General features: G+C 73.6%; 25 protein-coding genes and 1 tRNA gene. 9 read left to right on the top strand and 17 right to left on the bottom strand.

Annotated features, from left to right (window positions below; all coding sequences use genetic code 11):
• Positions 1–73: 73 nt before the first annotated feature.
• Positions 74–1,666, top strand: a complete 1,593-nt coding sequence (locus tag IH00_RS0113985) for a DoxX family protein (protein ID WP_199819750.1) — start codon at positions 74–76, stop codon at positions 1,664–1,666.
• A gap of 99 nt (positions 1,667–1,765) precedes the next feature.
• Here IH00_RS0113985 and IH00_RS0113980 read toward each other — a convergent pair whose 3' ends face one another.
• From IH00_RS0113980 to IH00_RS0113970, 3 genes are all read right to left on the bottom strand, one after another.
• Entirely contained in the window at positions 1,766–2,485 is a 720-nt protein-coding gene (locus IH00_RS0113980) for a nucleotidyltransferase family protein (protein WP_031073301.1), read from the bottom strand.
• Positions 2,485–2,898: a hypothetical protein gene (locus tag IH00_RS0113975; RefSeq protein ID WP_031073299.1), complete on the bottom strand. Its 414-nt coding sequence runs from the start codon at positions 2,896–2,898 to the stop codon at positions 2,485–2,487. Before IH00_RS0113975 ends, IH00_RS0113980 begins: the two co-directional genes overlap by 1 nt.
• A 220-nt stretch (positions 2,899–3,118) precedes the next feature.
• Positions 3,119–4,219 carry an ABC transporter ATP-binding protein gene (locus tag IH00_RS0113970; RefSeq protein WP_031073297.1) on the bottom strand — a complete coding sequence of 367 codons (1,101 nt, stop codon included), beginning with the start codon at positions 4,217–4,219 and terminating at the stop codon, positions 3,119–3,121.
• A gap of 184 nt (positions 4,220–4,403) precedes the next feature.
• Between IH00_RS0113970 and IH00_RS0113965 the strand changes: the two genes are divergently transcribed.
• A tRNA-Thr gene (locus IH00_RS0113965) sits at positions 4,404–4,480 on the top strand.
• Between the two features lie 82 nt (positions 4,481–4,562).
• Positions 4,563–5,546: a phosphotransferase family protein gene (locus IH00_RS0113960; RefSeq protein ID WP_031073295.1), complete on the top strand. Its 984-nt coding sequence runs from the start codon at positions 4,563–4,565 to the stop codon at positions 5,544–5,546.
• Positions 5,547–5,614: 68 nt separating this feature from the next.
• Here IH00_RS0113960 and IH00_RS0113955 read toward each other — a convergent pair whose 3' ends face one another.
• Positions 5,615–7,006: an NAD(P)/FAD-dependent oxidoreductase gene (locus IH00_RS0113955; RefSeq protein WP_031073294.1), complete on the bottom strand. Its 1,392-nt coding sequence runs from the start codon at positions 7,004–7,006 to the stop codon at positions 5,615–5,617.
• Between the two features lie 140 nt (positions 7,007–7,146).
• Between IH00_RS0113955 and IH00_RS0113950 the strand changes: the two genes are divergently transcribed.
• The gene (locus tag IH00_RS0113950; RefSeq protein WP_031073293.1) at positions 7,147–7,620 is read left to right on the top strand and encodes a GNAT family N-acetyltransferase; all 474 of its coding nucleotides are present in this window, start codon (positions 7,147–7,149) and stop codon (positions 7,618–7,620) included.
• 147 nt (positions 7,621–7,767) lie between these two features.
• Here IH00_RS0113950 and IH00_RS0113945 read toward each other — a convergent pair whose 3' ends face one another.
• From IH00_RS0113945 to IH00_RS0113925, 5 genes are all read right to left on the bottom strand, one after another.
• Positions 7,768–8,766 carry a zinc-binding dehydrogenase gene (locus IH00_RS0113945; protein ID WP_031073291.1) on the bottom strand — a complete coding sequence of 333 codons (999 nt, stop codon included), beginning with the start codon at positions 8,764–8,766 and terminating at the stop codon, positions 7,768–7,770.
• A gap of 50 nt (positions 8,767–8,816) precedes the next feature.
• The gene (locus tag IH00_RS0113940; protein WP_039946874.1) at positions 8,817–10,046 is read right to left on the bottom strand and encodes an NAD(P)-binding protein; all 1,230 of its coding nucleotides are present in this window, start codon (positions 10,044–10,046) and stop codon (positions 8,817–8,819) included.
• 151 nt (positions 10,047–10,197) lie between these two features.
• Positions 10,198–10,698 carry a hypothetical protein gene (locus IH00_RS0113935; RefSeq protein ID WP_031073287.1) on the bottom strand — a complete coding sequence of 167 codons (501 nt, stop codon included), beginning with the start codon at positions 10,696–10,698 and terminating at the stop codon, positions 10,198–10,200.
• A gap of 127 nt (positions 10,699–10,825) precedes the next feature.
• Positions 10,826–11,422 carry a response regulator gene (locus IH00_RS0113930; RefSeq protein ID WP_031073285.1) on the bottom strand — a complete coding sequence of 199 codons (597 nt, stop codon included), beginning with the start codon at positions 11,420–11,422 and terminating at the stop codon, positions 10,826–10,828.
• The gene (locus IH00_RS0113925) at positions 11,419–12,483 is read right to left on the bottom strand and encodes a sensor histidine kinase (RefSeq protein ID WP_052411381.1); all 1,065 of its coding nucleotides are present in this window, start codon (positions 12,481–12,483) and stop codon (positions 11,419–11,421) included. Before IH00_RS0113925 ends, IH00_RS0113930 begins: the two co-directional genes overlap by 4 nt.
• Positions 12,484–12,729: 246 nt before the next feature.
• Here IH00_RS0113925 and IH00_RS0113920 point away from each other — a divergent pair, with 246 nt between their 5' ends.
• The gene (locus IH00_RS0113920; protein ID WP_031073281.1) at positions 12,730–13,290 is read left to right on the top strand and encodes a GlcG/HbpS family heme-binding protein; all 561 of its coding nucleotides are present in this window, start codon (positions 12,730–12,732) and stop codon (positions 13,288–13,290) included.
• A gap of 134 nt (positions 13,291–13,424) precedes the next feature.
• Positions 13,425–14,825 (top strand): M1 family metallopeptidase, encoded by a 1,401-nt coding sequence (locus tag IH00_RS0113915; protein ID WP_031073279.1) that lies wholly within the window; start codon positions 13,425–13,427, stop codon positions 14,823–14,825.
• A gap of 55 nt (positions 14,826–14,880) precedes the next feature.
• On the opposite strand, the gene IH00_RS0113910 is transcribed toward IH00_RS0113915, so the two are convergent.
• A complete protein-coding gene (locus IH00_RS0113910) occupies positions 14,881–15,396 on the bottom strand; it encodes a GNAT family N-acetyltransferase (RefSeq protein WP_031073277.1) in 516 nt (171 codons plus the stop codon).
• A gap of 61 nt (positions 15,397–15,457) precedes the next feature.
• The gene (locus tag IH00_RS0113905) at positions 15,458–16,033 is read right to left on the bottom strand and encodes a TerD family protein (protein WP_031073275.1); all 576 of its coding nucleotides are present in this window, start codon (positions 16,031–16,033) and stop codon (positions 15,458–15,460) included.
• Positions 16,034–16,165: 132 nt separating this feature from the next.
• On the opposite strand from IH00_RS0113905, the gene arfB reads away from it, so the two are divergent.
• A complete protein-coding gene (gene arfB / locus IH00_RS0113900; RefSeq protein ID WP_031073273.1) occupies positions 16,166–16,594 on the top strand; it encodes an alternative ribosome rescue aminoacyl-tRNA hydrolase ArfB in 429 nt (142 codons plus the stop codon).
• 434 nt (positions 16,595–17,028) lie between these two features.
• Here the strand turns inward: arfB and IH00_RS0113895 are convergent, their stop codons facing one another.
• A complete protein-coding gene (locus tag IH00_RS0113895; RefSeq protein WP_078887732.1) occupies positions 17,029–17,625 on the bottom strand; it encodes a flavin reductase family protein in 597 nt (198 codons plus the stop codon).
• Between the two features lie 387 nt (positions 17,626–18,012).
• On the opposite strand from IH00_RS0113895, the gene cdgB reads away from it, so the two are divergent.
• The gene (gene cdgB / locus IH00_RS0113890) at positions 18,013–19,689 is read left to right on the top strand and encodes a diguanylate cyclase CdgB (protein ID WP_031073268.1); all 1,677 of its coding nucleotides are present in this window, start codon (positions 18,013–18,015) and stop codon (positions 19,687–19,689) included.
• A 65-nt stretch (positions 19,690–19,754) separates the two neighbouring features.
• Positions 19,755–20,705: a CBM35 domain-containing protein gene (locus tag IH00_RS0113885; protein WP_031073266.1), complete on the top strand. Its 951-nt coding sequence runs from the start codon at positions 19,755–19,757 to the stop codon at positions 20,703–20,705.
• A gap of 45 nt (positions 20,706–20,750) precedes the next feature.
• On the opposite strand, the gene IH00_RS0113880 is transcribed toward IH00_RS0113885, so the two are convergent.
• The 5 genes from IH00_RS0113880 to IH00_RS0113860 form a co-directional block, all read right to left on the bottom strand.
• Positions 20,751–21,614, bottom strand: coding sequence for a class II fructose-bisphosphate aldolase (locus IH00_RS0113880; protein ID WP_031073263.1), 864 nt, complete (start codon positions 21,612–21,614; stop codon positions 20,751–20,753).
• Positions 21,615–21,641: 27 nt separating this feature from the next.
• On the bottom strand, positions 21,642–22,568 hold the full coding sequence (locus IH00_RS0113875; protein WP_031073262.1) for a 1-phosphofructokinase family hexose kinase: 927 nt from the start codon (positions 22,566–22,568) through the stop codon (positions 21,642–21,644).
• Between the two features lie 104 nt (positions 22,569–22,672).
• Positions 22,673–23,824, bottom strand: a complete 1,152-nt coding sequence (gene nagA, locus IH00_RS0113870) for an N-acetylglucosamine-6-phosphate deacetylase (RefSeq protein WP_031073261.1) — start codon at positions 23,822–23,824, stop codon at positions 22,673–22,675.
• Complete coding sequence (locus tag IH00_RS0113865) at positions 23,824–24,759, bottom strand: ROK family protein (protein ID WP_031073260.1); 936 nt, start codon at positions 24,757–24,759, stop codon at positions 23,824–23,826. Before IH00_RS0113865 ends, nagA begins: the two co-directional genes overlap by 1 nt.
• 111 nt (positions 24,760–24,870) lie before the next feature.
• A complete protein-coding gene (locus IH00_RS0113860) occupies positions 24,871–25,767 on the bottom strand; it encodes an SIS domain-containing protein (RefSeq protein WP_031073259.1) in 897 nt (298 codons plus the stop codon).
• Between the last annotated feature and the right edge of the window lie 118 nt (positions 25,768–25,885).

The raw sequence follows: 25,885 nt of genomic DNA, 5'->3' as shown, positions 1-25,885 counted from the left end.
GTCATGATCTTGACGGGTCTCGGACATTTCTCCTGCGTCAAGGCAGTGTCCTAACCCCGCATCACTCGGTTAGATGAGTGTGGACACCAGAACGCCCCGGCCCGGGTTCGACGATCAGCCTGCGTTGAGCATGGTCAAGGTGGATTGCGATCCCGCGCAGGTCATCGTGAACCACGCCAGTTTCCGGGTGCAGCTCGCCCCGGTGAAGAAGCCTCGGTTCGCCGAAACCAGCCGCGTACCCGCCATGAGCACGGGCGGCGCGGGGGGACGACGGCGGGCGCCCGTCGTGTGGAGCGGCAAGTCCTCGCCCGGGGACCCCGGAGCGACCGGCCTGCTCCAAGCCGTACGCGAATCCGCCATCGTGGACACCCTCGACCCGTCGCGCGACGCCGGCGCCACCCAGGTCATCCCGCGCCTCGACCTCACCGACGACACCATGCCCACGCCGCTCCTGCCGCCCATGCGGCGCGCCGAGAGCGCCTACGACGAGTACCAGCGCGTCCCCTACGGCCGGCGTGACGAGGACGGCACCCCGCCCCACGGCTACGCGCCCCGGCCCGAGCGCGACGTCGCGCCTCCCGCCGCACGCGCCGCGGCCCGCGCCGCCGAGTACGCCGACAGCGCCGCCGCCCAGCGGCACGCGTACTACCCCGGCCGCCGCATGAACCTCGGCGTCGTCCTGCTGCCCCTGCGCGTCTTCCTCGGCTTCATCTCCATCTACGCCGGCATGGGCAAGCTCTGCGACCCCGTCTACTTCGACGGCGGCGAGCGCGGCTCCATGGTCAGCTGGCTCACCTCCCTCCACCCCTGGCCGGCCGCCGAACCGCTGCGCGACTTCGCCCTCGCCCACCCCGTCGGCGCCGGACTGACCGTCGCCTTCGCCCAGGTCGTCGTCGGCGTGCTGACCGTCCTCGGCCTCTGGCAGCGGGTGGCCGCCGTCTTCGGCGCGCTCCTGTCCGCCGCGCTCATCCTCACCGTCAGCTGGCGCACCGTCCCCGCGTACGACGCGCCCGACATCGTCTACCTCGCCGCCTGGTCGCCGCTGATCATCGCCGGTGCGCCCGTCTACTCCATCGACGGCCGCCTCGCGGGCGAGGCATGGCGCACGCTCGGCCCCCGCTCCGCCCTGTGGGACCTGCGCCGCCGCGTCCTGCGGCGCGGCGCCGTCGTGGCGGCCGTCGTGGTCGGCCTGACCCTCCTCATCGGCTCGGTGCTCGGCGGAGCCGTCCGCTCCACGGAGATGGTCACCGTGCCCGGGCCGAACGACGACCCGACCAACCACCTCCCCGGCCAGCCCCTCCCGCAGGAGCCCGGCACCCGGTCCCCCGCCTCCCGTGAGAGCTCGAGCCGCCGGCCCGAGCCGTCGGCGTCGACCTCCACGAGCCCGTCGGCCGACGAGTCGTCACCGGCCGGGAGCGTCCAGGAGACCGAGCGCATGGAGGAGCAGCGGCCGACCGCCACGCAGGGCATCGGTCAGCAGCCCCCGGAGCAGCCCCAGCCCGTGGACCCGCCGTCCAGCAGCGCCGGCCCGTCCTCCAGCGGCAGCACCGGCAGTTCCGGCGGCGGTGGCACCGGCGGCTCCGACAACAACGGCTCGGGCGGCTCCGACGACGGCGGCAGCTCGACCGGCGGGAACCGCAACCCGATCGGCGGCCTGCTCGGCTGAGCCGTACGCCCCCAGCAGGAGGGCCGGTCACCCCCGGGTGACCGGCCCTCCTGCTGCGCTGTGCCGTGTTGTGTTGTGCGCCTGTGCGAGGAGCGGCTCTCACGAGCCGTACGAGGCCAGCTCCTTCGCCGCCTCCGCGAGGTCCTTCGCCGTATCGATGGCACGCCAGTACGCGCCCTGCGGCAGCGGAAAGCCCGCCAGGCGCCGGTCGCGCGCCAGCCACGGGAACGTGGTGCGCTCGTGGTCGCCCACCTCCGGCAACAGGCCGGTGAAGGCGGGGGAGAAGACGTACACCCCCGCATTGATCAGATACGGGGACGGCGGCGACTCGATGAAGTCGGTGATGTGCCCGAAGGCGTCGGTCTCGACGGCTCCCCAGGGGATACGGGGCCGTGCCAGCGCCAGCGTGGCGGTGGCGTCCCGCTCGGTGTGGAACGCGGCCATCTCACGCAGCGAGAAGCGCGTCCAGATGTCCCCGTTCGTCGCGTACCACGGCTCGTCGGGCAGCGGCAGGTGCGCGGCCGCGTACTTCAGGCCGCCGCCCCGGCCCAGCGGCTCGGGTTCGACGACCGTGGTGACGCGCAACGGCAGTTCGGCCGTCTCCAGCCACTGCTGGAGGACGGCCGCGAGATGGCCGCAGGAGACGACGGCGTGCGTGACGCCCTCCGCGGCCAGCCAGGAAAGCTGATGGCCGATGATCGGGGTCCCGGTTCCCGGGATCTCGACCATCGGCTTGGGGCGGTCATCGGTGTACGGGCGCAGGCGCGAGCCCTGGCCTCCGGCCAGGATCACGGCCTGCGTCGGAGGAGCGTGGTCCATCAGCTCTCGCGCGCGACACCGGACGCGTACGACGTGTCACAGACGGGGCGGGAGAACGACTGGGCGCGTACGGGCCCGTAGTGCAGGACGGCGGCGCGGCCGAGCGCGCGGGCGATCGACATGCAGTGACGGGCGAGCGACGGACGCTCCTCCACCGCGCGCTGCAGGCCGGTCAGCGCGGCCCCGGGGCTTTCCTCCTGAAGCTGTGCGAGGAGGCGGTCACGCAGAATATCCTGCGGGGCACGGGACTTGGCCCGTACCGAGACGTTCTCCGAGGACGCGGTGAGCAACTGCGACTCGGGACGGCTGCCGGCCCACGGGACACTGGTGACCGCGAGAGTTCCGGAGAGCACCAGGACGACGGGCAGGACGAGGGCGAGAGTGCGGCCGATGCGGCGTGCTGTGTGGGTCACGGACGTGAGCGTAGCGGCCGGTGATGATTTGGAGACATTTAGTCACCCTCTCGAGGGATGGTTCGATGCTCCTTTTCGAATCAGCAGTTGACGAACGCGTCCGAATTGACCGGAGTGCCGGGGTATTTGTCGACAACCGTGATCAAGGTACGCACACGGCCCCGCACCGAAGTGCGGGGCCGTGTACGAGTTTTACCGCGGTCGGTACCGCGGCGCGGCGTCAGTCGCTGAGGCGCTCGCCCGTCGAGGTCGAGAAGACGTGCATCTCGGTCGGACGCGGCACGACGTGCAGCGTGGCGCCCTTCTGCGGGACGGAGCGGCCACCGACGCGGACGACCAGGTCCTTGTCGTCCGCACCGCCGACGCGCGCCGAGCCGTACACGTAGCCATCGGCGCCGAGCTCCTCGACGACGTTGACGAGGACGGCGACACCCTGGTCGCTGTCGGCGCCGGACACGTCGAAGTGCTCGGGCCGGATGCCGACCGTCACGGTCTTGTCGCCCCGGGCGGTGGCGGCGGCCAGCGCGTCGCGGGACACCGGGACCACGCTGTTGCCGAACTTCACACCGCCGTCGGTGATCGGCACCTCGACCAGGTTCATGGCGGGGGAGCCGATGAACCCGGCGACGAAGACGTTCGCCGGCCGGTCGTACATGTTGCGCGGGCTGTCGACCTGCTGGAGCAGACCGTCCTTGAGCACGGCGACGCGGTCACCCATGGTCAGCGCCTCGACCTGGTCGTGCGTGACGTACACCGTAGTGATGCCCAGACGGCGCTGGAGGCTCGCGATCTGCGTCCGGGTGGACACACGGAGCTTGGCGTCGAGGTTCGACAGCGGCTCGTCCATGAGGAACACCTGCGGCTCGCGCACGATGGCGCGGCCCATCGCGACACGCTGCCGCTGACCGCCGGAGAGCGCCTTCGGCTTGCGGTCCAGGTACTCGGTCAGGTCGAGGATCTTCGCGGCCTCCTCGACCTTCTTGCGGATCTCCGCCTTGTTGACGCCGGCGATCTTGAGCGCGAAGCCCATGTTGTCGGCGACGGTCATGTGCGGGTACAGCGCGTAGTTCTGGAACACCATGGCGATGTCCCGGTCCTTCGGCGGCAGGTGCGTGACGTCCCGCTCCCCGATGCGGATGGCGCCGCCGTTGACGTCCTCCAGACCGGCGAGCATGCGCAGCGAGGTGGACTTGCCGCAGCCGGACGGACCGACGAGGACGAGGAACTCGCCGTCCGCGATCTCGATCTCGAGCTGGTCGACGGCGGGCTTGGTGGACCCCGGGTAGATCCGGGTCGCCTTGTCGAACGTGACAGTGGCCATGGTGATGCGGTCCCTTCACCGGCAGGAACGTGCCGGACGATCCGAGTGGAAGGAATGGATGGGTCTAGTCCACGCGAGTGAACTCCGGGTGACGCTACCTGGCGGAATGCCGTCTGTCAGTAGTTCGAGGACGGCGAATTTCCGACCCGAAGGGACCCGGTGTCCGGCTACACTCGTGCGGAGTGCCTCCTTAGCTCAGCTGGCCAGAGCACCGCTCTTGTAAAGCGGGGGTCGTCGGTTCGAACCCGACAGGGGGCTCCAAGGTGAAGACCCCTCGCCGATCACGGCGGGGGGGTCTTCGGCTTTCCCCGTGGTGCTCCCTGCCGATCACTACGCTGCTCCCATGGCTGGGGACGAGGGCATCGCGGTGGTGGACAGCGCGGCGGACGGCCGCAGTTGGGACAGCACCCGGGCATGGGTGGAGCGGAGACTGCCCCCCGGGGACCGCATACGCGCGGTCGCGGAGCTGCGGGGCGGGTGGACGTCCTGGATGCGGCGTCTCGACATCGAGGGGCGAGGGGCGCCGTACTCGCTGGTGCTGCGGTCGTTCGTCAAGCCCTTCTACGTGAAGCACGCGGTCGGGCTCCTCACCCGCGAGGCCGGCGTCCTCGGTCTGCTCGCCGGTACGGACGTGCCGGCGGCGTCCCTGTGGGGCGTGGACGCCGCGGCGGAGCACTGTGATCATCCTTCGCTGCTGATGTCGCTGCTTCCCGGGAGTGTGCGGCTCGACGAGGACGACGTCGAGCGGAGGACCGGGCTCCTGGCCCGGCAGCTGGCGGCGCTGCACGCGATGCCCGTACCGGAGCGCGACCGGCCGCGTGCGTACCAGGCGTGGACGAGTCCCGAGCGGGTGCAGGTCCCGGTCGGGACGGTAGGGCCGGAGTTGTGGTCGCGTGCCGTGGAGGTCATCCGGCGTGATCCGCCCGCCCACCGGCCCTGCTTCCTGCACCGCGACTTCCACCCCGGCAACGTGCTGTTCGGCGGGCACGGTGCCGATCTGGTGATCACCGGTGTCGTCGACTGGGTCGAGACATCCTGGGGGCCCGCCGACCTGGACGTGGCCCACTGTTCCACCGCGCTGGCGCTGCTGCACGGGGTCCCTGCCGGTATGCGGCTGGTGGACCACTACCTGGCGGCCGGGGGCGCGATCAGCGACGATCCGGCCGATCACCTGTACTGGCGCCTTCTGGACGCACTCGCTTTCGCGCCGGACGCGGAGAAGGTGGCCGGGCCGTGGCGGGATCTGGGGCGGGTGGACCTGACCCCGGCCGTGCTCGCCCACCGCCTGGAGGAGTATCTGCAGGCGCTGTTCAGCCGGTACGGCTGAGGGCCGCCTGCCAGGGGCGAGGCCCCGGACCTGTCGCGGTCCGGGGCCTTTCACGTGTCCGGCGGGGGTCAGTGGCGGCCCGAGACGCGGTCGGCGAGGGCGGCCAGGCGGTGGGTGGCGGGGGTGTGGGCGGTCGCCTCGCGGTGGTCGGCGGTGCGGTAGGCGGCGTAGAGGGCCTGGACGCCGAGCCAGCGCAGCGGTTCGGGTTCCCAGGCGCGGACCTTGTGGTTCACCCAGGGGAGGGTGGTCAGGTCGGTGGGGCCCGACTGGCCGGAGTCCTGCTGGATCAGGTCGCGCAGGGTACGGGCGGCGAGGTTGGCGGTGGCGACGCCCGAGCCGACGTAGCCGCCGGCCCAGCCGAGGCCGGTGGAACGGTCGAGGGTGACGGTGGCGCACCAGTCGCGGGGGACGCCGAGGACGCCGGACCAGGCGTGGGCGATCCCGACGCCTGCGAGCCGGGGGAAGAAGCGGATCAGGATGTCGCGCAGGGCTTCGACGGTGGCGGGCTGGGTGCGGCCGTCGTTGTCGGTCTTGGATCCGTAGCGGTAGGGGATGCCGCGGCCGCCGAGGGCGATGCGGTCGTCGGCGGTGCGCTGGGCGTACATGTAGGCGTGGGCCATGTCGCCGAGGGTCTCGCGGCCGCTCCAGCCGATCTCGTCCCAGACGGCGGCGGGGAGGGGCTCGGTGGCGATCATGGAGGAGTTCATGGGGAGCCAGGTGCGCTTGTGGCCCTTGAGGTTCGCGGTGAAGCCTTCGGTGCAGCGCAGGACGTAGGGGGCGCGCACGGTGCCGTAGGGGGTGATGGCGTGCTTGGGCTTGATCTCGGTGACGGGCGTCGATTCGTGGACGGTGACGCCGAGGGCTTCCACGGCCGCGGCGAGGCCCTTGATCAGCTTCACGGGGTGGATGCGGGCGCCGTGCGGGGTCCAGCTGGAGCCGACGGCGCCGGTGACGCGGACGCGTTCGGCGGTTTCGCGGGCGCCGAGCAGTCGGCGGTCGGTCTCGCCGAAGGCCACCTCGACCGAGTGGTGGTCCTTGAGCCGGGCCAGCTGGGCGGGGGTGTACGCGATCTCGAGGACGCCGCCCTGGTGGATGTCGGCGTCGATGCGTTCGTCGGCGGCGACCTTGACGACTTCGGTGACGGTGTCGTTCATGGCCTGCTGGAGGCGTACGGCGGCGTCGTGGCCGTGGCGCCGGGCGTAGCGGGCGCGGCCGGCGATGCCGTTGTACAGCCAGCCGCCGTTGCGGCCCGAAGCGCCGTAGCCGCAGAACTTCCCTTCCAGGACGACGATGTTGAGGAAGGGGACGGCCTTCTTCAGGTAGTACGCGGTCCACAGGCCGGTGTATCCGCCGCCGACGATGCAGACGTCGGCTGTGGTGTCACCGGGCAGCGGCTCGCGCGGGGCGGGGGTGCCCTCCTGTGCGTACCAGAACGATATGCCGCCGTTGACGGTGTTCATGTGGTTCCTTGGGTGCTTCCGGGGGGTGTGGACGCGTGTGGCGGGACGTTACTGGATGGCGCGCGGAGTGATCGAGGTGCCCGCGGGGCCTGCGTGCATCCGAACGCTCCGCCGGAGCTGCCACGACCTAGGCTGCGCTCATGATTCGTGCAGCTGTTGTCGACGACGTCCCCGTCATTCATGCGATGGTCCGCGAGCTCGCCGAGTACGAGAAGGCGCTCGACGAGGTGCGGGCGAGTGAGGAGCACCTGAGGGAGGCGCTGTTCGGCGAGCGGCCGGCGGCGTACGCGCACATCGCCGAGAACGAGGAGGGCGAGGTCGTCGGCTTCGCGCTGTGGTTCCTCAACTTCTCGACGTGGCGCGGGGTGCACGGCATCTACCTGGAGGACCTGTACGTGCGGCCGGAGGCGCGGGGCGGCGGGCACGGGAAGGCGTTGCTGCGGGAGCTGGCGCGGATCTGTGTGGAGCGCGGGTACGAGCGGCTGGAGTGGGCCGTACTGAACTGGAACGCGCCGTCGATCGCCTTCTACGAGTCGCTGGGCGCGCGGCCGCAGGACGAGTGGACGGTGTACCGGCTGACCGACGGCGCGCTGGCGCGGCTGGGTGCCGCGTAGTCGCCGGCGGCTCCGCCGGTCGTCGTGGGCGGTCGTCCTTCTCGGTGGGTGGTCCGGCGGGGCCGGTGGGTGGTCCGGCCGACGGTGGTGGTCCGGCCGGTCTGGCCGGCTGTCGGCCGGGCCGTGGGGCGGGTGCCGTCCCGGTGGTCAGGGGACGAGGACGACCTTGCCCATCGTCGCCCTGGTCTCCAGGGCGCGGTGGGCGGCCGCCGCTTCCGCGAGCGGGAAGCGCTGGACGGCGGGGCGCAGCCGGCCCGCGGCGGCCTCGGCGAGGGAGCGCAGCTCCAGGGTGCGGATGTCGCCGCCGGCCTTGGCGAGCATCGGGGGACCGAGCACGGACTCGGAGGTGATGCCGCGTTCGGCGAGCTCGTCGGCGGTGAAGGTGAGCGGCTCGCCGTCGTGCGGGCCCCGGCCGGCCCAGCCGTACACGAGGTGCTGTCCGCCCTTGCCGAGGAGGCCGACGGCGGCGCGGCCTGTCTCGCCGCCCACGGCGTCGAAGACGACCGTGGCCCTGCGGTCCCCGAGATGGGCGCGAACCTGCTCCGGCCAGTCGGGGAGCGTGTAGTCGACGGCGAGGTCGGCGCCCTCGGCCGTGACGCGGGCGGTCTTCCGCGGGCCGCCGGCGAGGCCGATGGTGGTGGCGCCGGCGTTCTTGGCGTACTGGACGAGGAGCGTGCCGATGCCTCCCGCGGCCGCGGTGATCAGGGCGACGCTGTCCGGGCCCAGGTCGGTGAACTGGAGGATGCCCAGGGCGGTGCGGCCCGTGCCGATCATGGCGACCGCCGCGGCGTCGTCGAGGGCGGGGGGTATCTCGTGGAGCCGGGCGGCGTCGGTGACGGCGAGTTCGGCGTAGCCCCCGGGGGCCATGCCGAGGTGGGCCACGACGCGCTTGCCGAGCCAGGCGGGGTCGGTGCCCTCGCCGAGGGCGTCCACGGTGCCGGCGACCTCGCGGCCGGGGATGGTCGGCAGGTCGGGGGGCGCGGGGAAGGGGCCGGGCATCCCCCGGCGCAGCGCGGTGTCGAGGAGGTGCACGCCGGCCGCCGTGACGGCGATCCGGACCTGCCCGGGTGCGGGGGCGGGGTCGCCGGTCTCCTCGTGGATGAGGTTCTCGGCGGGGCCGAACGTGTGGAGGCGGATGGCGTGCATGACTCTCTCCCGTGTCTCCTGCGGTGTGGTGACACGGTGATGCTTCAGCCTCAAGCGTGCTTGAGGTCAAGGCCGGGAGACGGGGCCGGGGCGGAAGCGGGGGCGGTGGTGCGGGCGGGCCCGGCGGCCCCGCTGTGCCGGAGCGCGAGGGTCGCGGCTTCGATGCCGCTGGTGAACGCCACCTCGGCGAGCACACCGGGCGCGGCGACCTGGTCGCCCGCCAGGTAGATGCCGTCCCCGCGGTCGATGGCGGGGCGGTCGCGCCAGGTGGTGCCGGGGTGGTCGACCGCGCCCGTACGCCCGTGGGCGAGGGCCTCGCGGCGCCACGTCGTGCGCTCGCGCCAGTCCGGGAAGCCGGCGTCGAGGAGGCGTTCGGCGTGGGCGATGCCGTCGGCCTTCGGGCGGTGCGGGGCGAGGGGGAACTGGCCCTGGAGGAGCTGCTCGCCGGCGGGGGCGAGGGAGGGGTCCTGCGCGGTGAAGCGTTCCAGCCAGCCGGGTGCGTCGAGGTCGGAGACGATGAACGGGTCCTTGCGGTGGGTGCGCAGGGCCAGGTCGAGCAGGACCGTGCGGCCGCTGGGCCAGGTGAGGGCCGGGTCCTTCAGGAGGCGGCGGGCCGCGTCGAGGGAGGTGGCGACGATGACGGGACCGGTGCGGTGCGGGAGGGCGTCGACGCGGGCGGAGGTCTCGATGCGTACGCCGAGGTTCCAGGCGTGGGCGACCATGCGGTCGATGACCTCGCCCCAGCCGCCGCGCGGGTAGTGCGCCTCGGGCGGCAGGGCGGTGGCCCGGTGCAGCCGCTCCTGCACGAACCGGGCGGACAGGGAGCCGGGGTCGTGGTGGAAGAGCGCGACGGCCGCGTAGTGGGCTGCGGCGCGGGCGGCGGCGGGTCCGGCGTGGGCGGTCGCCCAGGTGGTGAAGTCGCTGTCGACGGGGGCCTGTTCCGGGGCCCGGCGGGCCAGGCGCAGCAGGGCCGCCGGCGGGGTACGGCGCAGGGCGCCGCCTCGGTGGAACCGGAACCGGGCCGCTTCCCGGAGGGGGACGGCGGCCATCGGCCCGAGCAGGCCCCGCTGCTTCAGCCAGGCCCAGTGGGGCCCACGGCAGTACAGCGCGTGGGGGCCTTCGTTGGTCCGGTACGGCCCTCCGGCGGTCCGGGCGCGACCGCCGGGGGCGCGGTGCGCCTCGTACAGGGTGACCCGGGCGCCGGACTCGGCGGCGGTGATGGCGGCGGTGAGTCCGGCGAATCCGCCGCCGATGACGGTGATGGTCCTGGTGCTGGGCATGTACGCGTCCCTCCGGGCATCGGGTGCTTTCGGAAGGACGACGGACGGGGGCTGCCGATGTGTGACATCGGTGCGGTGCGGCAGCGGGGGTGCGATGCGGTGCGGCCGGTTCGGGCGCCGTGTGGATGCGCCGGCGTTCGGGCCCGCCCCGTCAGGGCAGGCGGGGGAATCGGGACTGGAGCGTCCAGATCGCGGGGTTGTCCGCCAGGCCCTCGTGCATGTCCGCGAGGTCGGCGATCAGGTCGTGGAGGAAGTCGCGGGCCTCGCGGCGCAGGGTGGCGTGGCTGAAGGTCAGCGGGGGTTCGTCGGCCGGCATCCAGTCGGCCTCGACGTCCACCCAGCCGAAGCGGCGCTCGAAGAGCATGCGGTCCGAGGACTCGGTGAAGTCGAGCTCCGCCTGTTGCGGCCGTGCGGAGCGGCTGCCGAGCGGGTCGCGGTCGAGCTGCTCGACGATGTCGCACAGCGCCCACGCGAAGTCGAGCACCGGGACCCACCCCCAGGCTGTGGACACCTCCCGGTCGGTCTTGGTGTCCGCGAGGTAGACGTCGCCGCAGAACAGGTCGTGCCGCAGGGCGTGGACGTCCGCGCGGCGGTAGTCCGTCTGCGGGGGGTCGGGGAAGCGGCGGGAGAGGGAGTAGCCGATGTCGAGCACGTGGTCGATGGTGTCACGGCCCGGGCGTGCGCTCACACGTGCGACGGAACGACTCCCGGTTCCCCGTCGGCACCGGCCGGGTCCGGCCAGCGGTTCGACCGGCCGGTTACGACCGCCGCGCAGGCGATCAGGGCAGCAGCCGCTGCTCCTTCGCCACCGCCACCGCGCCCGCACGCGTGTCGACGCCGAGCTTGGTGTAGATGCGGCCCAGGTGCGTCTTGACCGTCGCCTCGCTGATGAACAGCGCCCGCGCGATCTCCCGGTTGCTCAGCCCGCGGGCCAGTTGACCGAGGATGTCCAGCTCGCGGTCGGTCAGGGCGGGTGCCCGTCTCCGGTGGACGACACGGCTGAGGGCCGTGCGGCCCTCGGCGGCCGCGTGGATGGCGGCGAACAGCTCCTCCGGGCGCTCGGCCTTCAGCAGGTAGCCGGCGGCGCCCGCGTCGATGGCCCGGGTGATGTCGGCGTCCGTGTCGTACGTCGTGAGGACCAGCACCCGTACCCCGGGCGCGGCGATCCGCCGCGTCGCCTCGGCGCCGTCGATGCCCGCGCCGAGCTGGAGGTCCATCAGGACGACGTCGGGACGCAGCTTGGCGGCCATCGCGACCGCCTCCTCGCCGCTGCCCGCCTCGCCGACGACCTCGATGCCGGGGGCGCTGCCGAGCAGTGCGCGCAGCCCGGCGCGTACGACGGCGTGGTCGTCGCACAGCAGGAGGCGTACGGTCACGGCTGTTCCAGGGGGATCGACACGGACAGGACGGTGCCCTCGCCGGGCGTGGATTCGACGGTCAGGGTGCCGCCGAGTTGCTCGGCGCGGGCCCGGACGGCGCGCAGGCCGTGGCCGCGGCCGTCGCCGGGCGGCGGCGGGGCGGCCGGGTCGAAGCCGCGGCCGTCGTCGGCGATGTCCAGGACGACCTGGTCGTCCAGATAGGTGAGGGTCAGCGCGGCCGAGGAGGCGTCCGCGTGCTCCCGTACGTTCGCCAGCGCGCCCTGCGCGATCCGCAGCAGCGCCGAGCGCACCCGGTCGGGCAGGGCGACCGGTGTGCCGTCGACCCGGAAGCCCACGGGCAGCCGGCCCGGTTCGCGGGCGGCGAGGGCGGCGAGCGCCTCCCCGAGTCCCGCGCCCTCCGCGAGGTCCGCCGGCGCCAGGTCGTGGACGAAGCGGCGCGCCTCGGCGAGGTTGCGCTCGGCGATCGACGCGGCCGTACGGACATGACGGCGCGCGGTGGCCGGGTCGGCGTCCCAGGTGCGGTCGGCGGCCTGCAGCAGCATGCGCTGGCTCGACAGGCCCTGCGCGAGGGTGTCGTGGATCTCCATGGACAGCCGCTGCCGCTCCGCCAGGGTGCCCTCGCGCCGCTCGGTGGCGGCGAGCCGGTCCGCCTGGCGCTGCGCGTGGACGAACACGGCGGTGGCGACGGCCGCGACGGCGGGCGGCGCGACCAGCAGGTTCGGGTCGATGCCGCCGTCCGCGAGCCGGAGCTGCGCGGCCATGACGAACGCGGTGAGCAGGGCCACCAGCACCAGCGCGGCGCGGGGCGGCAGCGTCCGCAGCCCCGTGTAGAACAGCGGCACCGCGCACCACGCGAAGCTCGGTGCCAGCACCACGAGCACCACCCACACCGCGACGACGGTGCACAGCCAGGCCAGGCGGCGCGGTACGGGCGCCACGTACAGCGCGGCGAGCGCCACCGACAGTGCCACGACCCACGGGCCGAGCTCCGCCCACGGGTGGCGCAGCAGGAACCGCACCAGCGAGGCGCCGAGCAGCGCGAAGAAAGCGGCGTGCATCACCCGGGCCAGCCAGCGGGCGTCGGGGTCGTGGTCCACGGCGCTCCTCTCGACCGTCGTACTGGTCGTACTCCGTCGTACTCCGTACGCACCCGTGTCCGTACGCCTTCGGCAGGCGCACCCGCGCCCGTACCTCGCCATCCTCGCCCCGGCGGGGCGGCGCGAGCATCAACCGATCGGCTGACACCGGGACCCGGACCGCGGCCCCAGGATCGAAAGCCCAAGCCCCTTCGCCCAGGAGTCCCCGTGAAGAAGATGTCGCTGCGCGCCCGTGTCCTGACCGGTGGCGTGGCCGCCGCCGCCCTGTCCGCCGGTACGTTCGGCGCGATGTCGGCCACCGCCGCTCCGGCCGCCGCCCCCGAGGCCGCCCCCGCGCGGACGGCCGACGCCTCCGGGCACCACCTGCGCACCACCTCCCACCTCACCGTCGACGCGGCCACCCGGGCCGCGCAGGCCGCCCTCAAGGCCGCCGAGAAGGACAACCAGCGCGTCACGGTCGCCGTCGTGGACCGCAACGGGACCCCGCTCGTCACGCTGCGCGGCGACGGCGCCGGCCCGCAGTCGTACGAGTCGGCCATCCGCAAGGGCTTCACCGCCGTGTCCTGGAACGCCCCGACGTCCGAGCTGGTCAAGCGCCTCCAGAACGCGCCGAACCTGAAGGACATCCCCGGCACGCTGTTCCTCGGCGGCGGCGCCCCGGTCGCGGCCGACGGCGCGCCGATCGCGGGCATCGGCGTGGCGGGTGCGCCCAGCGGCGACCTCGACGAGAAGTACGCGCAGGCGGGCGTCGCCTCCCTCGGCCACTGACCGCCCCCGGGCCCCGCCCCCCTCGCCCACTGCCACACCCCGGACGCACGTCCCCGTCCCACCGGCCGTCCCCGGACGGCACGTCCCCGCGCACCGGCCGTCCCCGGGCCATCGGCAGTCCCTAGGATCGGTGCGTGGACCACCGACCAGTTCGGCACCGCCTGCGTGCCGTCGCCGCCCCGTTGCTCGCCTGCGTCCTCGCCGCGGGGTGCACGGGCGGCGGCCGTTCCGCACCCGGTGGGGCCGGGGCGGCGGGGCTGGACGACCCGTACTTCCCGCAGCTGGGCAACGGCGGCTACGACGTGCGCCACTACGACCTCTCCCTGGACTACGACCCGGCCAGCGGGCGCCTCACCGGCACCGCCGCCCTCACCGCCCGCGCCACCCAGGCGCTCAGCGCCTTCAACCTGGACCTCGCCGGGCTGACGGTCGACGCCGCGAGCGTGGACGGCGAGCCGGCGGCGGTGCACCGCGCGGGCCAGGAGCTGACCGTGCGGCCCGCGGCCGGCGTCGCCGACGGCGCCACCTTCCGGACCGTCATCCGCTACTCGGGCACCCCGCTGACCCTGACCGGTGACGACGGCGCGCAGGAGGGCTGGCTGAAGACCTCCGACGGCGCGCTGGCGCTCGGCCAGCCGACCGGCTCGACGGCCTGGTTCCCGGGCAACCACCACCCGGCCGACAAGGCCTCGTACACGGTGGCGGTCTCCGTGCCGGAGGGCCTGCAGGCCGTGTCGAACGGCGAGTTGCGGGAGCAGCGCACCCGCGGCGGCCGCACGACCTTCGTGTGGCGGTCCGCCGAGCCGATGGCGAGCTACCTCGCGACGGTCGCGATCGGCCGGTACGACACGAAGGTCTCGCGCACGCCCTCCGGGCTGCCCGTGCACACCGCCACCAAGGGCGCGGAGGCCGACCCGGAGCTGCTGGCCCGCATCCCGGAGCTGCTGGCGTGGGAGGTGGAGAACTTCGGCCCGTACCCCTTCTCCTCCGTCGGCGCGATCGTCGACCCGACCGCCGACGTGCAGTACGCGCTGGAGACGCAGACCAGGCCGTTCTTCGCGAAGGACACCTTCACCGTGGAGTTCGTGGTCCACGAGCTGGCGCACCAGTGGTACGGCAACTCGGTGTCGCCGGAGTCCTGGCGCGACATGTGGCTGAACGAGAGCTTCGCGCAGTACGCCGAGTGGCTGTACGCGGAGGACTTCGAGGACACGCCGGCGCAGAAGAGCTTCGAGGACGCCTTCGCCGACCCGGACAACTGGGCGTTCGCGCCGGCCGAGCCGCCGTCGGCGGCGGAGATCTCCGGCGATCCCGTCTACTACCGGGGCGCGATGGTCCTCCACAAGGTCCGTCAGGCCGTCGGTGACGACACCTTCTGGGAGATCCTGCGGGGCTGGCCGGCGAAGTACCGGCACGCCAACGCCTCGACGGAGGACTTCACGCGGTACGTGGAGGAGGTGGCGGGGGAGGACCTGGACGCGCTGTGGGACACCTGGCTGTACGGCGAGGAGCGGCCCGCGGGTCCTTCCGCGTGAGGACCGGCCGGCCGGGCGGCCGCCGCGGGATGACGTCCGGCCCCGGCCCGCGGCCCTACAGGTCCTTGCGCATCACGACGCAGTCGCGGCCGAGCCGCTGGTCGGGGCGCCGGTCGATCTCCTCGTAGCCGAGGGCGCTCCAGAAGGAGAGGGCGTTGGTGTTGTTCTCCAGGACGGCGAGCCTGATGCCGCGCCGGCCCAGCGCCCTGAACCGCTTCTCGATGATCTCGGCGAGCTCGCGGCCGAAGCCGACCCGGTGGTCGCGGGCGTGCACCATCAGCAGCCCGATCCAGGGGTCCGGGTCGTCCGGGTCGGTGGGGTGGTGCGCCCGCGTCACCGAGATGCCGATGACGTGACCCGCCGAACGGGCCAGCAGCACCTCGGCGTCCGGGTGCGCCAGCTCCTCGGCGAGCGACGCGGCCACCTGCTCGGGCCGGATGTCGTCGGGGTCCGGGAAGTCCCCGCTGAGCTGCTGGAATTCCCGGTTCGACGCGTACAGCTCGGTCAGCTCGGTGAGGAGCGGCCCGGGCAGGGCCGCTTCCCCGCCCACTTCCAGGGGTTCGACGATCATGCGCAGAACAGTAGGGCCCCGGCGCGAGGTTCGCCGCCGGGGCCGCCACGGTGCGCGGAGGTCAGATGTTGACGCCGAAGTCGCGGGCGATGCCCTCCAGGCCCGCGGCGTAGCCCTGGCCGACCGCGCGGAACTTCCACTCGGCGCCGTGGCGGTACAGCTCGCCGAAGACCATGGCGGTCTCGGTGGCGGCGTCCTCGCTGAGGTCGTAGCGGGCGATCTCCGCGCCGCCGGCCTGGTTCACGATGCGGATGTACGCGTTGCGGACCTGGCCGAAGTTCTGCGAGCGGTTGACCGCGTCGTAGATGGAGACCGGGAAGACGATCTTGTCCACGCCGGCGGGGAGGCCCGCGAGGTTGACGTTGATCTGCTCGTCGTCCCCGCCGCCCTCGCCGGTGCGGTTGTCACCGGTGTGGACGATGGTCTGGTCCGGCGTCGACTTGTTGTTGAAGAAGACGAAGTGGCCGTCGGAGACCACCTTGCCGGAGGCGTCGACGCCGATGGCGGAGGCGTCGAGGTCGAAGTCGGTGCCGGTGGTCGTGCGGACGTCCCAGCCGAGGCCCACCGTCACGGCGGCCAGGCCCGGAGCCTCCTTGGTCAGCGAGACGTTGCCGCCCTTGGACAGGCTTACAGCCATGGGAAGTACCCTTCGTCGATCCACGTCGTGTGACGTCATGGTGTCACTGCAGATAACGCGCCGCGCGGGGCGCTGGTTCCATGCCCCGAAAAGCGGGTGACGTGAGCGCGCCAGGCGCGCGACCATGGAGGCATGTCCGGTCCCTATGTCATCCGTGGTGCGGTCTCCCTGCCGGAGGCCGAGCTCATGTGGCGTTTCTCCAGGTCGTCCGGGCCGGGCGGGCAGCACGTCAACACCAGCGACTCGCAGGTGGAGCTGCGTTTCGACCTGGCGCGGACGGAGGCGCTGCCGCCGGTGTGGAAGGAGCGGGCGCTGCAGCGGCTGGCGGGGCGGCTGGTGGGCGGTGTGATCACCGTTCGCGCGTCGGAGCACCGCTCCCAGTGGCGCAACCGCGAGACGGCGGCGGTCCGCCTGGCGTCCCTGCTGGCCGAGGCGACGGCTCCGCCGCCGAAGCCGCGGCGCCCGACGAAGATCCCCCGCGGGATCAACGAGCGCCGCCTCCGGGAGAAGAAGCACCGCGCCGAGACCAAGCGCGGCCGCTCGCCCCGCGACTGGGCGTAGCGCCGCGCGACTCCGCACGGCTCCGCACCGCGGGCCGTGCCGGGTGACGCCGCGGGGGGTACGGGGGTACCTCCGCGGCGTCGCCGGACACCTCCGGCAGCGATACGGCATGGGGCCTGCGGCCTGCGGCCGCGGGGCTGCGGTCCGCGCCCGAGGCGGCAGCGGCCGGCGTCAGCCGGCCCGCCATCGGCTCGCGCCCCCGGGCGCGGCGTGGCCCGCGCCCAGGAGCCGCAGCAGGCAACCTGCGCGCGCACGCGGCGGCAGCGGGAGACCCGCGCGCGTGCGGCGGGTGCAGGCAATCTGCGTGCACTCGCGGCGGCAGCGGGAGACCCGCGCGCGTGCGGCGGCAGCCGGCGCGGGCTATGCCAGGTGGTGGTAGCGGCAGCGGGCCATCTGCGCGCGCATGCGGCGGGTGCGGCGGCAGCGGGCGCGGGCTATGCCAGGTGGTGGTAGCGGCCGCGGAAGTACGTCAGGGGTCCGCCCTGCGGGCTGGGGAAGTCCGCCGTCAGGACGCGGCCGATCACCAGCGTGTGGTCGCCCGCCTCCACGCGCTGCTCCGTGCGGCACTCCAGGACCGCCAGGGCCCCGCCCACCAGCGGCGCGCCGCTCGTACCGCCGCGCGTGTACGGGATGTCCGCGAACAGCAGACGGTCGCTGATCCGGCCCTTCATCGCGAAGCGGCCCGCGATGTGCCGCTGGCTCTCGGCCAGCACCGACACCGCCCACAGCGGCTGCTCGGCCAGCAGGTCGTCCATGCGGGAGCCGTTGCGCAGGCTCACCAGGACCAGGGGCGGGTCCAGCGAGACGGACATGAAGGCGGTCGCCGTCATGCCGACGTCCTCGCTGCGCGGTCCGCCCGCGCCCAGCGGCGGTTCGACGGCCGTCACCAGCACCACGCCCGCGGCCAGCCGGGACATGGCGGCGCGGAACTCGTCGTTGCTCACCCCCTCAGGATGGGGGACGGCAGGGGCTGAGGGCTGGGTCGTCGGCAACACACCGGGAACGCTAACCTTCCCGCCTACCGCCCACATCGGGCCAGGGGACCAGCCGGGTCCTAGGACCATCCGCCCACCCGTCCGCCCACCGCCCGGGCCGGCCGGACACCTCCGGACCCCGGTCCGGACCCTCTCGGGACCCGGTCCGTACCCCCTCGGGACCTCGGTCCGGACCCGCACGGGCCCCTACGGCCCTCGACACCATCGGTTTGCTGCACGTTGCCGGAAGCAAAGGGATACGGCCCTGCGGAGCCCTCCGCGGGACCCACCATCATCTGTTGTGACTTGAGTCACAGAGCCGGGGAATTGTTGACCCTGTGTACCGAGTGCGCAGCTCGCTGTGATTCAGTGGCCGGTGACAGTGCAACACGAGCGCCGATGAGAACCCTGGAGTTGCTGTCGAGGTCTCGGGGAGAGCGAGCAATGGAGACCGAGTCGGAGCCGTACGTCCGTCTTGCGACCCTGCGGCAGCTGCATCAGGTCGTCGCCAACCTCAATACGGCCCGCAGTCTGGCCGACACGCTGCAGACCGTCGCCGACGGAGTCGTCCAAGGCCTCGGCTACGAGCTGGCCTGCGTCAACCTCGTACGTCCCGACGGTGACCTGGTCGTCGCCGCCTTCGCCGGCAGCCCCGCCGCCGAAGCCCTGATCACCGGCCGTGTCGGCTCCCGCGCCTCCTGGGAGCGCCGGCTGTCCATGGGCGAGGCGTGGGGCGACCTGCGCTTCATCCCGCACACCGAGGGCTGGGTCCTCATCGAGGACGACGTACCGCAGTGGCACACCGAGGGGCCCGAGCCGCGCTTCGAGGACGAGTGGCACCCCCGCGACCGGCTCTACGCCCCGATGTACGCCTCAGGCAGCGGCCGGGAGCTCCTCGGTGTCATCTCCGTGGACCGGCCCCGCAACGGCCGCCGGCCCGGCCCGTGGGGCCAGGAGGCGCTCCAGATGTACGCGTCGCAGGCCGCGATTGCTATCAGCAACGCCCGGCTGCGAGCAAACATGCAGCGGGCGCTGGTGCGTCTGGAGCGCGAACAGCAGGCGCTGCGGGCCAGTGAAGAGTCGTTCCGCCAGGCCTTCGAGTACGCGCCCTCCGGCATGGCCATCGCCGAGATGGGCGGCGACCAGCACGGCCGGCTGCTGCGCGCCAACGACGCGCTGTGCCGGCTGCTCAACCGCCCGGCCTCCGTCATGCGCCGCTACTCCTTCGCCGACCTCGTCCACCCCGAGGACATCGGCACCCTGCTGCGCACCTCGGCGGAGGGAGGCCGCGCCGAGCTGCGCCTCGGCCGCCGCGACGGCACGTACGTGTGGGTGTCGCTGCGGAACTCGGTGGTGGCCGACACCGCCGACGGGCCGCGCTTCCTGCTCACCCACGTCGAGGACATCGAGGAGCGCAAGCGCCACGAGCTGCAGCTGGCGCACCGGGCCTCGCACGACGCGCTGACCGGCCTGCCCAACAGCGCCGAGCTGCGGGCCCGCCTCAGCGCCCGGCTCTGCGCCCGCCCGCACGCGGTGCGCACCGCCGGGGGCCCCGACGCGTACGAGCCGGAAGCCGCCCCCTACGAGTACGAGTACGAGCAGGGGCATGCGCACGCCCACCCGCCCGGGCACGGCTTCGACTTCGGCGCGGACGCCGCCGGGCCGTACGACCACCACGTCCACACCGTCGCGCCGCCGGCCGAGGGGGAGGCGGACGACGGCACGAAGGGGCTCGCCGTCCTCTTCTGCGACCTCGACGGCTTCAAGTCGATCAACGACCGGTTCGGGCACCACACCGGGGACGCCGTGCTCATCGAGGTGGCCCGCCGCCTGACCGCCGGCGTGCGGGACGGGGACACGGTCGCCCGCCTCGGCGGTGACGAGTTCGTCGTCCTCGCCGACGGACTGGGCGCGGCCGACGCCGCCGACCTCGCCGTACGGCTGCGCAACGCGATCATCCCGCCGATCCGGGTGGACGGGCGCGCGGTGCGTGTGGGGGCCAGTTTCGGCATCGGCTGGGCCGAATGCGGGATGTCCGTCGAAGAGGTCCTGAACTCCGCTGACCAGCGCATGTACATCGAGAAGCGCTCCCGCTCCAAGGTTCACCGCCGGGCGGGCTAGTCCGTTCGGGGTAGGCTCGCCGGGGTCGGTGACCGCTGGCGAGCAGGGATGAGGAGTGACCAGGGATGGCTGCCGGTAACCACGGCAACGGCGCGGGCACGCCCGAGGACGACGATCCGTTCGGCTACCTGTACGCGGACGGGCAGGCGACGGGCGCGCAGGCACCCCGCCAGGGCGGCGGCTACGGCTATCCGGGTCCGGCCGGCGCGGCGCAGCCCGGCGTGCCGAGAACGTCGTACAACCAGGTCCGCGCGGTCGGCGAGCGCCAGTACGGCGGCGGCCAGCTCCCGCCGCAGCGCCCGGCCCCGCAGTACGCGGCCCCCGAGACGTACGGTCCGCCGCCCCAGGCGCACCCCACCGCCCCGCACCAGGCACCGCAGCGCGGCGGCCGTGGTGGCGGGCCCAACACCAAGGGTCTGCTGATCGGGGCGATCGCGGTCGTGCTGGTCGTGGTGACCGGCATCACCGTCGCCCTGCTGACGAACAAGGACGACAAGGACAAGAACACCGGAGCGGTCCCGTCGGGCGCCGCCTCCCAGGCCCAGGGGTCCCCGGACCCCGGCGCCTCCGAGGACGACGGCGAGGGCAAGGAGCCGGCCGCGCTGCCCAAGCAGGACGCGGCGACGCTCCAGCTGGGCGCGCCCGCCGTCCTGGCCAAGGACGTGAAGGGCGCCGAGGGCGCCGACGGCGCGTACGTGACCGGCTTCAACACCGTGGGTGCCTCCGTGACGTGGAAGGCGGACGTGCAGGAGGCGGGCGAGTACAAGCTGTACGTGCGCTACGCCATCCCGGCGCAGGACGCCAACGCCACGCTGACCGTGAACGGCAAGGCCAACTCCAACCCCATCGGTCTGAAGAACTTCATCCACTCCACGGACCCGAACTGGGAGAAGAACTGGCAGACCACGTGGGCGCCCATCACGCTGCAGAAGGGCGCGAACGAGATCAAGATCTCGTGCGAGCAGGGCAACCAGTGCAACGCCATCCTGGACTGGCTGGAGGTCAAACCCGCCTGACCGGCGCGTGAGCGCCGGTGGCCCCCGGGCTGCGGTCCCGCCCTGTCAGGTGTGCCGGCCGGCGGACACCGCCCGCAGGAACCGCACCACCGTCCCCGTCATCGCCTCGCGAGCGGGGGCGAGGTATTTCCGGGGGTCCACCACGTCCGGGTGCGCGGCCAGGAAGTCCCGTACGGCGGCGGTGAAGGCCGCGTTCAGGGCCGTACCGATGTTGATCTTGGTCATGCCGGCGGCGATGGCGGAGCGCAGCTCGGCGTCCGGGACGCCCGAGGAGCCGTGCAGGACCAGCGGGACCGGGACGGCGTCGCGCAGGGCGGCGATCAGGGCGTGGTCGAGGGCCGCCGTGCGTTCGGTCATCGCGTGCGTGGAACCGACCGCGACGGCCAGCGCGTCCACGCCGGTGTCCCCGACGTACGCGGCCGCCTCGGCCGGGTCGGTGCGCACGCCCGGGGCGTGCGCGTCCGGCGGCGGTTCGCCGTCCTTGCCGCCGACCCTCCCCAGCTCGGCCTCCACCCACATGCCGCGCTCGTGGCCCCACCGGACGGCCTCGGCGGTCGCCTTGACGTTGTCGCCGTAGGGCAGCTTCGACGCGTCGTACATCACCGAGCCGAAGCCCGCGGCGTACGCGGCGTGCAGCAGGCCGGGGGTGACCACGTGGTCGAGGTGGAGGGCGAGAGGGGCGGTCGAGGCACGGGCGACGGCCGACGCGGCGGCGGCGACGGCGGACAGGTCGCCGCCGTGGAACCGTACGGCGTTCTCCGAGATCTGGAGGATCGCGGGGGTCCCGGCCCGCTCCGCCCCGGCCGCGATGGCCTCGGCGTGCTCCAGGGTGATGACGTTGAACGCGGCGACCGCCTGCCGCTCCGTCCTCGCCTGGGTGATCAGGTCTCCGGTGGGGACGAGCGGCATGTGCACTACCTCCGTTGCGGGGCCGGGCTATGCGGCAGGTGCGAGCTCCGTCACCGTGATGCGGTCCAGGAGTTCCCGGTACGTGCGGTCGTCGAACTCGCCGGCCGTGGGCGCCGGCACGGTCGCCGCCGACAGGGCGGCGGCGCGGCGCAGGCGCTCCGGCCAGTCCAGGCCCTCGACCAGCCCGGACAGCAGGCCGGCCACCGCGGAGTCGCCGGCGCCCGTGGGGTTGCCCCGGACCGGCGCGGGCAGTGCGGCCCGCCACGTGCCGTCGGGGGTGACGGCGAGCAGCCCCTCCGGGCCGAGGGAGGCGGCCACGGCGCGGGCGCCGCGGCGGCGGGCGTCGAGGGCGGCGCGCAGCGGCTCGCGGGAGCCGGTGAGGTGGGCGAGCTCGTCGGCGTTGGGCTTGACCAGGTCGGGGCGGGCGGCGATGCCCCGGCGCAGCGCCTCGCCGCTGGTGTCCAGCAGGACGGGCACGCCCGCGGCGCGGGCGCGGCGGATCAGCTCGGCGTACGTGCCGACGCGGATGCCCGGCGGCAGGCTGCCGCACAGGGCGACGGCGCGGGCCTGGTGCACGAGGGTGTCGTACGCGGTGAGGAAGGCCGCCCACTCGGCGGGGGTGACCACGGGGCCGGGCTCGTTGAGCTGGGTGGTGTCGCCGGTCGAGGCGTCGACGACGGCGACCGTGCGGCGGGTGGGGCCGCCGACCGGGACGAGCGCGTCGCGCACCGGCAGCGGGGCGAGCAGGCGGCGCAGCACGTCGCCGGTGGCGCCGCCCGCGAAGCCGGTCACCACGGTCTCGTGGCCGAGGGCGGCGAGCACGCGGGCGACGTTGAGTCCCTTGCCGCCGGGGCGTTCGGCGACGTCGGTGACGCGGTGCGAGGTGTGCGGCACCAGAGCGCCGACCTGGTACGTGAGGTCGAGGGCGGTGTTCAGCGTGACCGTCAGGATCACTCTCCACCACCCCCGTCAGGTGCCGCTCGTTCCGGTTGCCCGCGGGTTCTGATCATGCCAAACGGAAGGCGGTTGGCCCAGACCCCGTCGGGCAATCGGCGGACTCAGTGCACGGGGGGCTCGATCACCCATTCACCCTTGCGCATCACGCCCTTGAGGGTGAAGCCGGCGTCGAGGACCACCAGGTCGGCGTCCTTGCCCGGTTCCAGCGAGCCGACCTTGTCGTACACCCCGAGGAGCTTGGCCGGGTTGGCGGAGATGGCCTGGACGATCGCCTCGACGGGGAGCTTGTCCACGGTCGCGGCGCGCTGGAACGCGGTGTCGAGGGTGAGGGTGGAGCCGGCGATCGAGCCGCCCTCCACCAGTCGCGCGACGCCCTCACGCACCTCGACCTCCAGCGGCCCGAGGCGGTACACCCCGTCGCCGAAGCCGGCCGCGTCCATCGCGTCCGTGATGAACGCGACGCGTTCCGGGCCGGCGTGATGGAACGCCAGCTCCAGGGCGGCCGGGTGCAGATGGGTGCCGTCGTTGATCAGCTCGACGGTGATCCGCTCGTCCTCCAGCAGCGCGGCGATCGGGCCGGGGGCGCGGTGGCCGAGCGGGGGCATGGCGTTGAACAGGTGCGTGGCCACGGTGGCGCCCGCCTCGATGGCCTCGACCGTCTGCTCGTACGTGGCGTCGGTGTGCCCGATCGCGGCGATGACGCCGTGCTCGGCGAGCAGCCGTACGGAGTCGATGCCGCCGGGCAGTTCGGTGGCGAGGGTGACCATGCTGGCGTGGCCGCGGGCCGCGTCGATGAGCTTGCGCACCTCGGCCGGGTCCGGGTCGCGCAGCAGCTCCTCGCTGTGGGCGCCCTTGCGGCACGGCGAGATGAAGGGGCCCTCGAAGTGGATGCCCGCGATGTCGCCCTGTTCGGCCAGTTCCGACAGCTCCCCGGCGCGGCGCGCGAGGAAGTCCATGTCGCCGGTGACGGTGGAGGCGACGACGGTGGTGGTCCCGTGGAGCCGGTGGGTGTGGACGCCCTGGAGGACCTCCTCGACGGTGCCGGAGGTGAAGGAGGCCCCGCCGCCGCCGTGGTTGTGCATGTCGACGAAGCCGGGGACGACCCAGTGCCCGGTCAGGTCCATCTCCAGCGCGGGCGCCTCGGAGGTGGTGCGGCCGGCGATCCGGCCGTCCTCGACGGTCACCCGCCCGCTGTCGACGATCCCGGTCGGCAGCACCACGCGGGCGCCGGCGAGAACCTTGCGATCGGCCATCAGGCGGATACCTCCGAACTGGCGAGTAGGTCCCAGGCGAGGAGGCCCGCGCCCAGGCATCCGGCGGTGTCCCCGAGGGCCGCCGGCACGATGGCGGGCAGCTTTTGGAACGTCACCCGCTCCTCGACGGCCGCCCGCAAAGGTGTGAACAACGTTTCCCCCGCCTCGGCGAGACCGCCACCGATGATGAGCGTGCGGGGGTCCAGCAGGGTGAGCGCGGTGACCAGCCCGTCGGCGAGCGCGTCGACGGCGTCCTGCCACACCCGTGCGGCGCGTTCGTCGCCCGAGACGACGGCCTCGGCGCAGTCCGCCGCGTCCGCGTCCGGGTCGCCGCTCGCCTCCGCCCAGGCGCGGCTGACGGCGGCGGCCGAGGCGAGGGTCTCCAGGCAGCCGCGCTGCCCGCAGCCGCAGGCGGGGCCGCCGGGACGGACCACGATGTGGCCGATCTCGCCGGCGCAGCCGTGCGCGCCGGCCTCGATGGTGCCGCCGATGCCGATGGCGCCCGCGATGCCGGTGCCCAGCGGCACGAAGAGGAACCGGTCCGCGCCGCGGCCGGCCCCGACGCGGCCCTCGGCGAGCCCGCCGGTGCGCACGTCGTGTCCGAGGGCGACCGGCAGGCCGCCGAGGCGCTCGCCCAGCAGGGCGCGCAGCGGGACGTCGCGCCAGCCGAGGTTGGCGGCGTAGACGGCGATGCCGTCGCCGGGCTCGACGATTCCGGGCACGGCGACACCGGCGGCGACGGCTCCGGTGCCGTACCGCGCGCGGCCGTGGGCGTGCAGCTCGGCGGCGAAGCCGAGGATGGTCTCCACGACCGCGTCCGGTCCGCGCTCCCGGCCGGTGGGGCGGCGCGCCTCGTGCAGCAGCGCGCCGTCCTCCGCGACCAGGGCGGCTTTCATCCCGGTGCCGCCCACATCGAGGGCGATGACGTGTCTCACGGGAGACAGTGTGGCTTGTGCACCCGTGAAAGGTCTAGTCCACTTTCGTGGATTGTTGCCCGCGCATACAAAATGCTTTTCCCGTCCGCGCCGGGGGTGCTTCCCCGGCCCCTACGACGACAGGATCACGCTCCGCGTCAGGTTGCGCGGCCGGTCCGGGTCGTACCCCTTCGCCTCCGCCAGGGCCACCGCGAGCCGCTGGGCCCGCACCAGGTCCGCCATCGGGTCCGCCGTCGCGTGCGCGTGCAGCGTGCCGCCGACCCGCGCCACATCGGCCGCCAGACCCTCCGGCAGCCCGCCGAAGACCCAGGCGACCCGACCCGGACCGGTGATCGAGATCGGCCCGTGGCGGTACTCCATCGCCGGGTACGCCTCCGTCCAGGCACCCGCCGCCTCGCGCATCTTCAGACCCGCCTCCAGCGCCAGCCCGTACGTCCAGCCCCGGCCGAGGAACGTCCACTGCTCCGCCCCCACCACCGCCTCCGGCAGCGGCTCGGTCACCGCCAGCTCCGCGTCGACCGCCGCCGCGCCGACCGGCTTCACGCCCTCGACGTCACCCAGTCCCGCCCGCAGGAACGCGAGCGCGGTCGTGGCGAACCGGGTCTGCACCACCGACTCCTCGTCGGCCCAGTCCAGCACCGCCACCGTGTCCGCAGCAGCCTTCACCGGCGTCGCCGGGTCGGCCGTCAGCGCCAGCGTCGGCACCCGGCCCCGCAGGGCCCCCAGCAGCCGCAGCACCTCCGTCGTCGTCCCGGACCGGGTGATCGCCACCACGCGGTCGTACGGGCGCGCCGGCGGGAACTCCGACGAGGCGAAGGCGTCGGTCTCGCCCTGCCCCGCCGCCTCGCGCAGCGCGGCGTACGCGATCGCCATGAACCACGACGTGCCGCACCCGGTCACGGCGACCCGCTCCCCGGGCGCGGGCAGCCCCCCGAATCCGGCGGCGGCCTCGGCGGCACGGCGCCAGCAGGCCGGCTGGGTGGCGATCTCTGCTGCGGTACGGGACATGCGAGGAACTCCTACGGCGTCGTACGCGGACAGGACCAGGCCGGTCTAGCAGACCCGAGTTGGCGAAGCGAGGCCAAGTGGTGTAGACCTCATTGCCTCCGTAGGAAGCGAAAGTGGG

It is taken from the genome of Streptomyces sp. NRRL S-118, from assembly GCF_000716335.1.
Lineage (GTDB): Bacteria > Actinomycetota > Actinomycetes > Streptomycetales > Streptomycetaceae > Streptomyces.
Note: the sequence above shows the minus strand (reverse complement) of the source record. Positions and strands in the feature narration are given on the sequence as shown.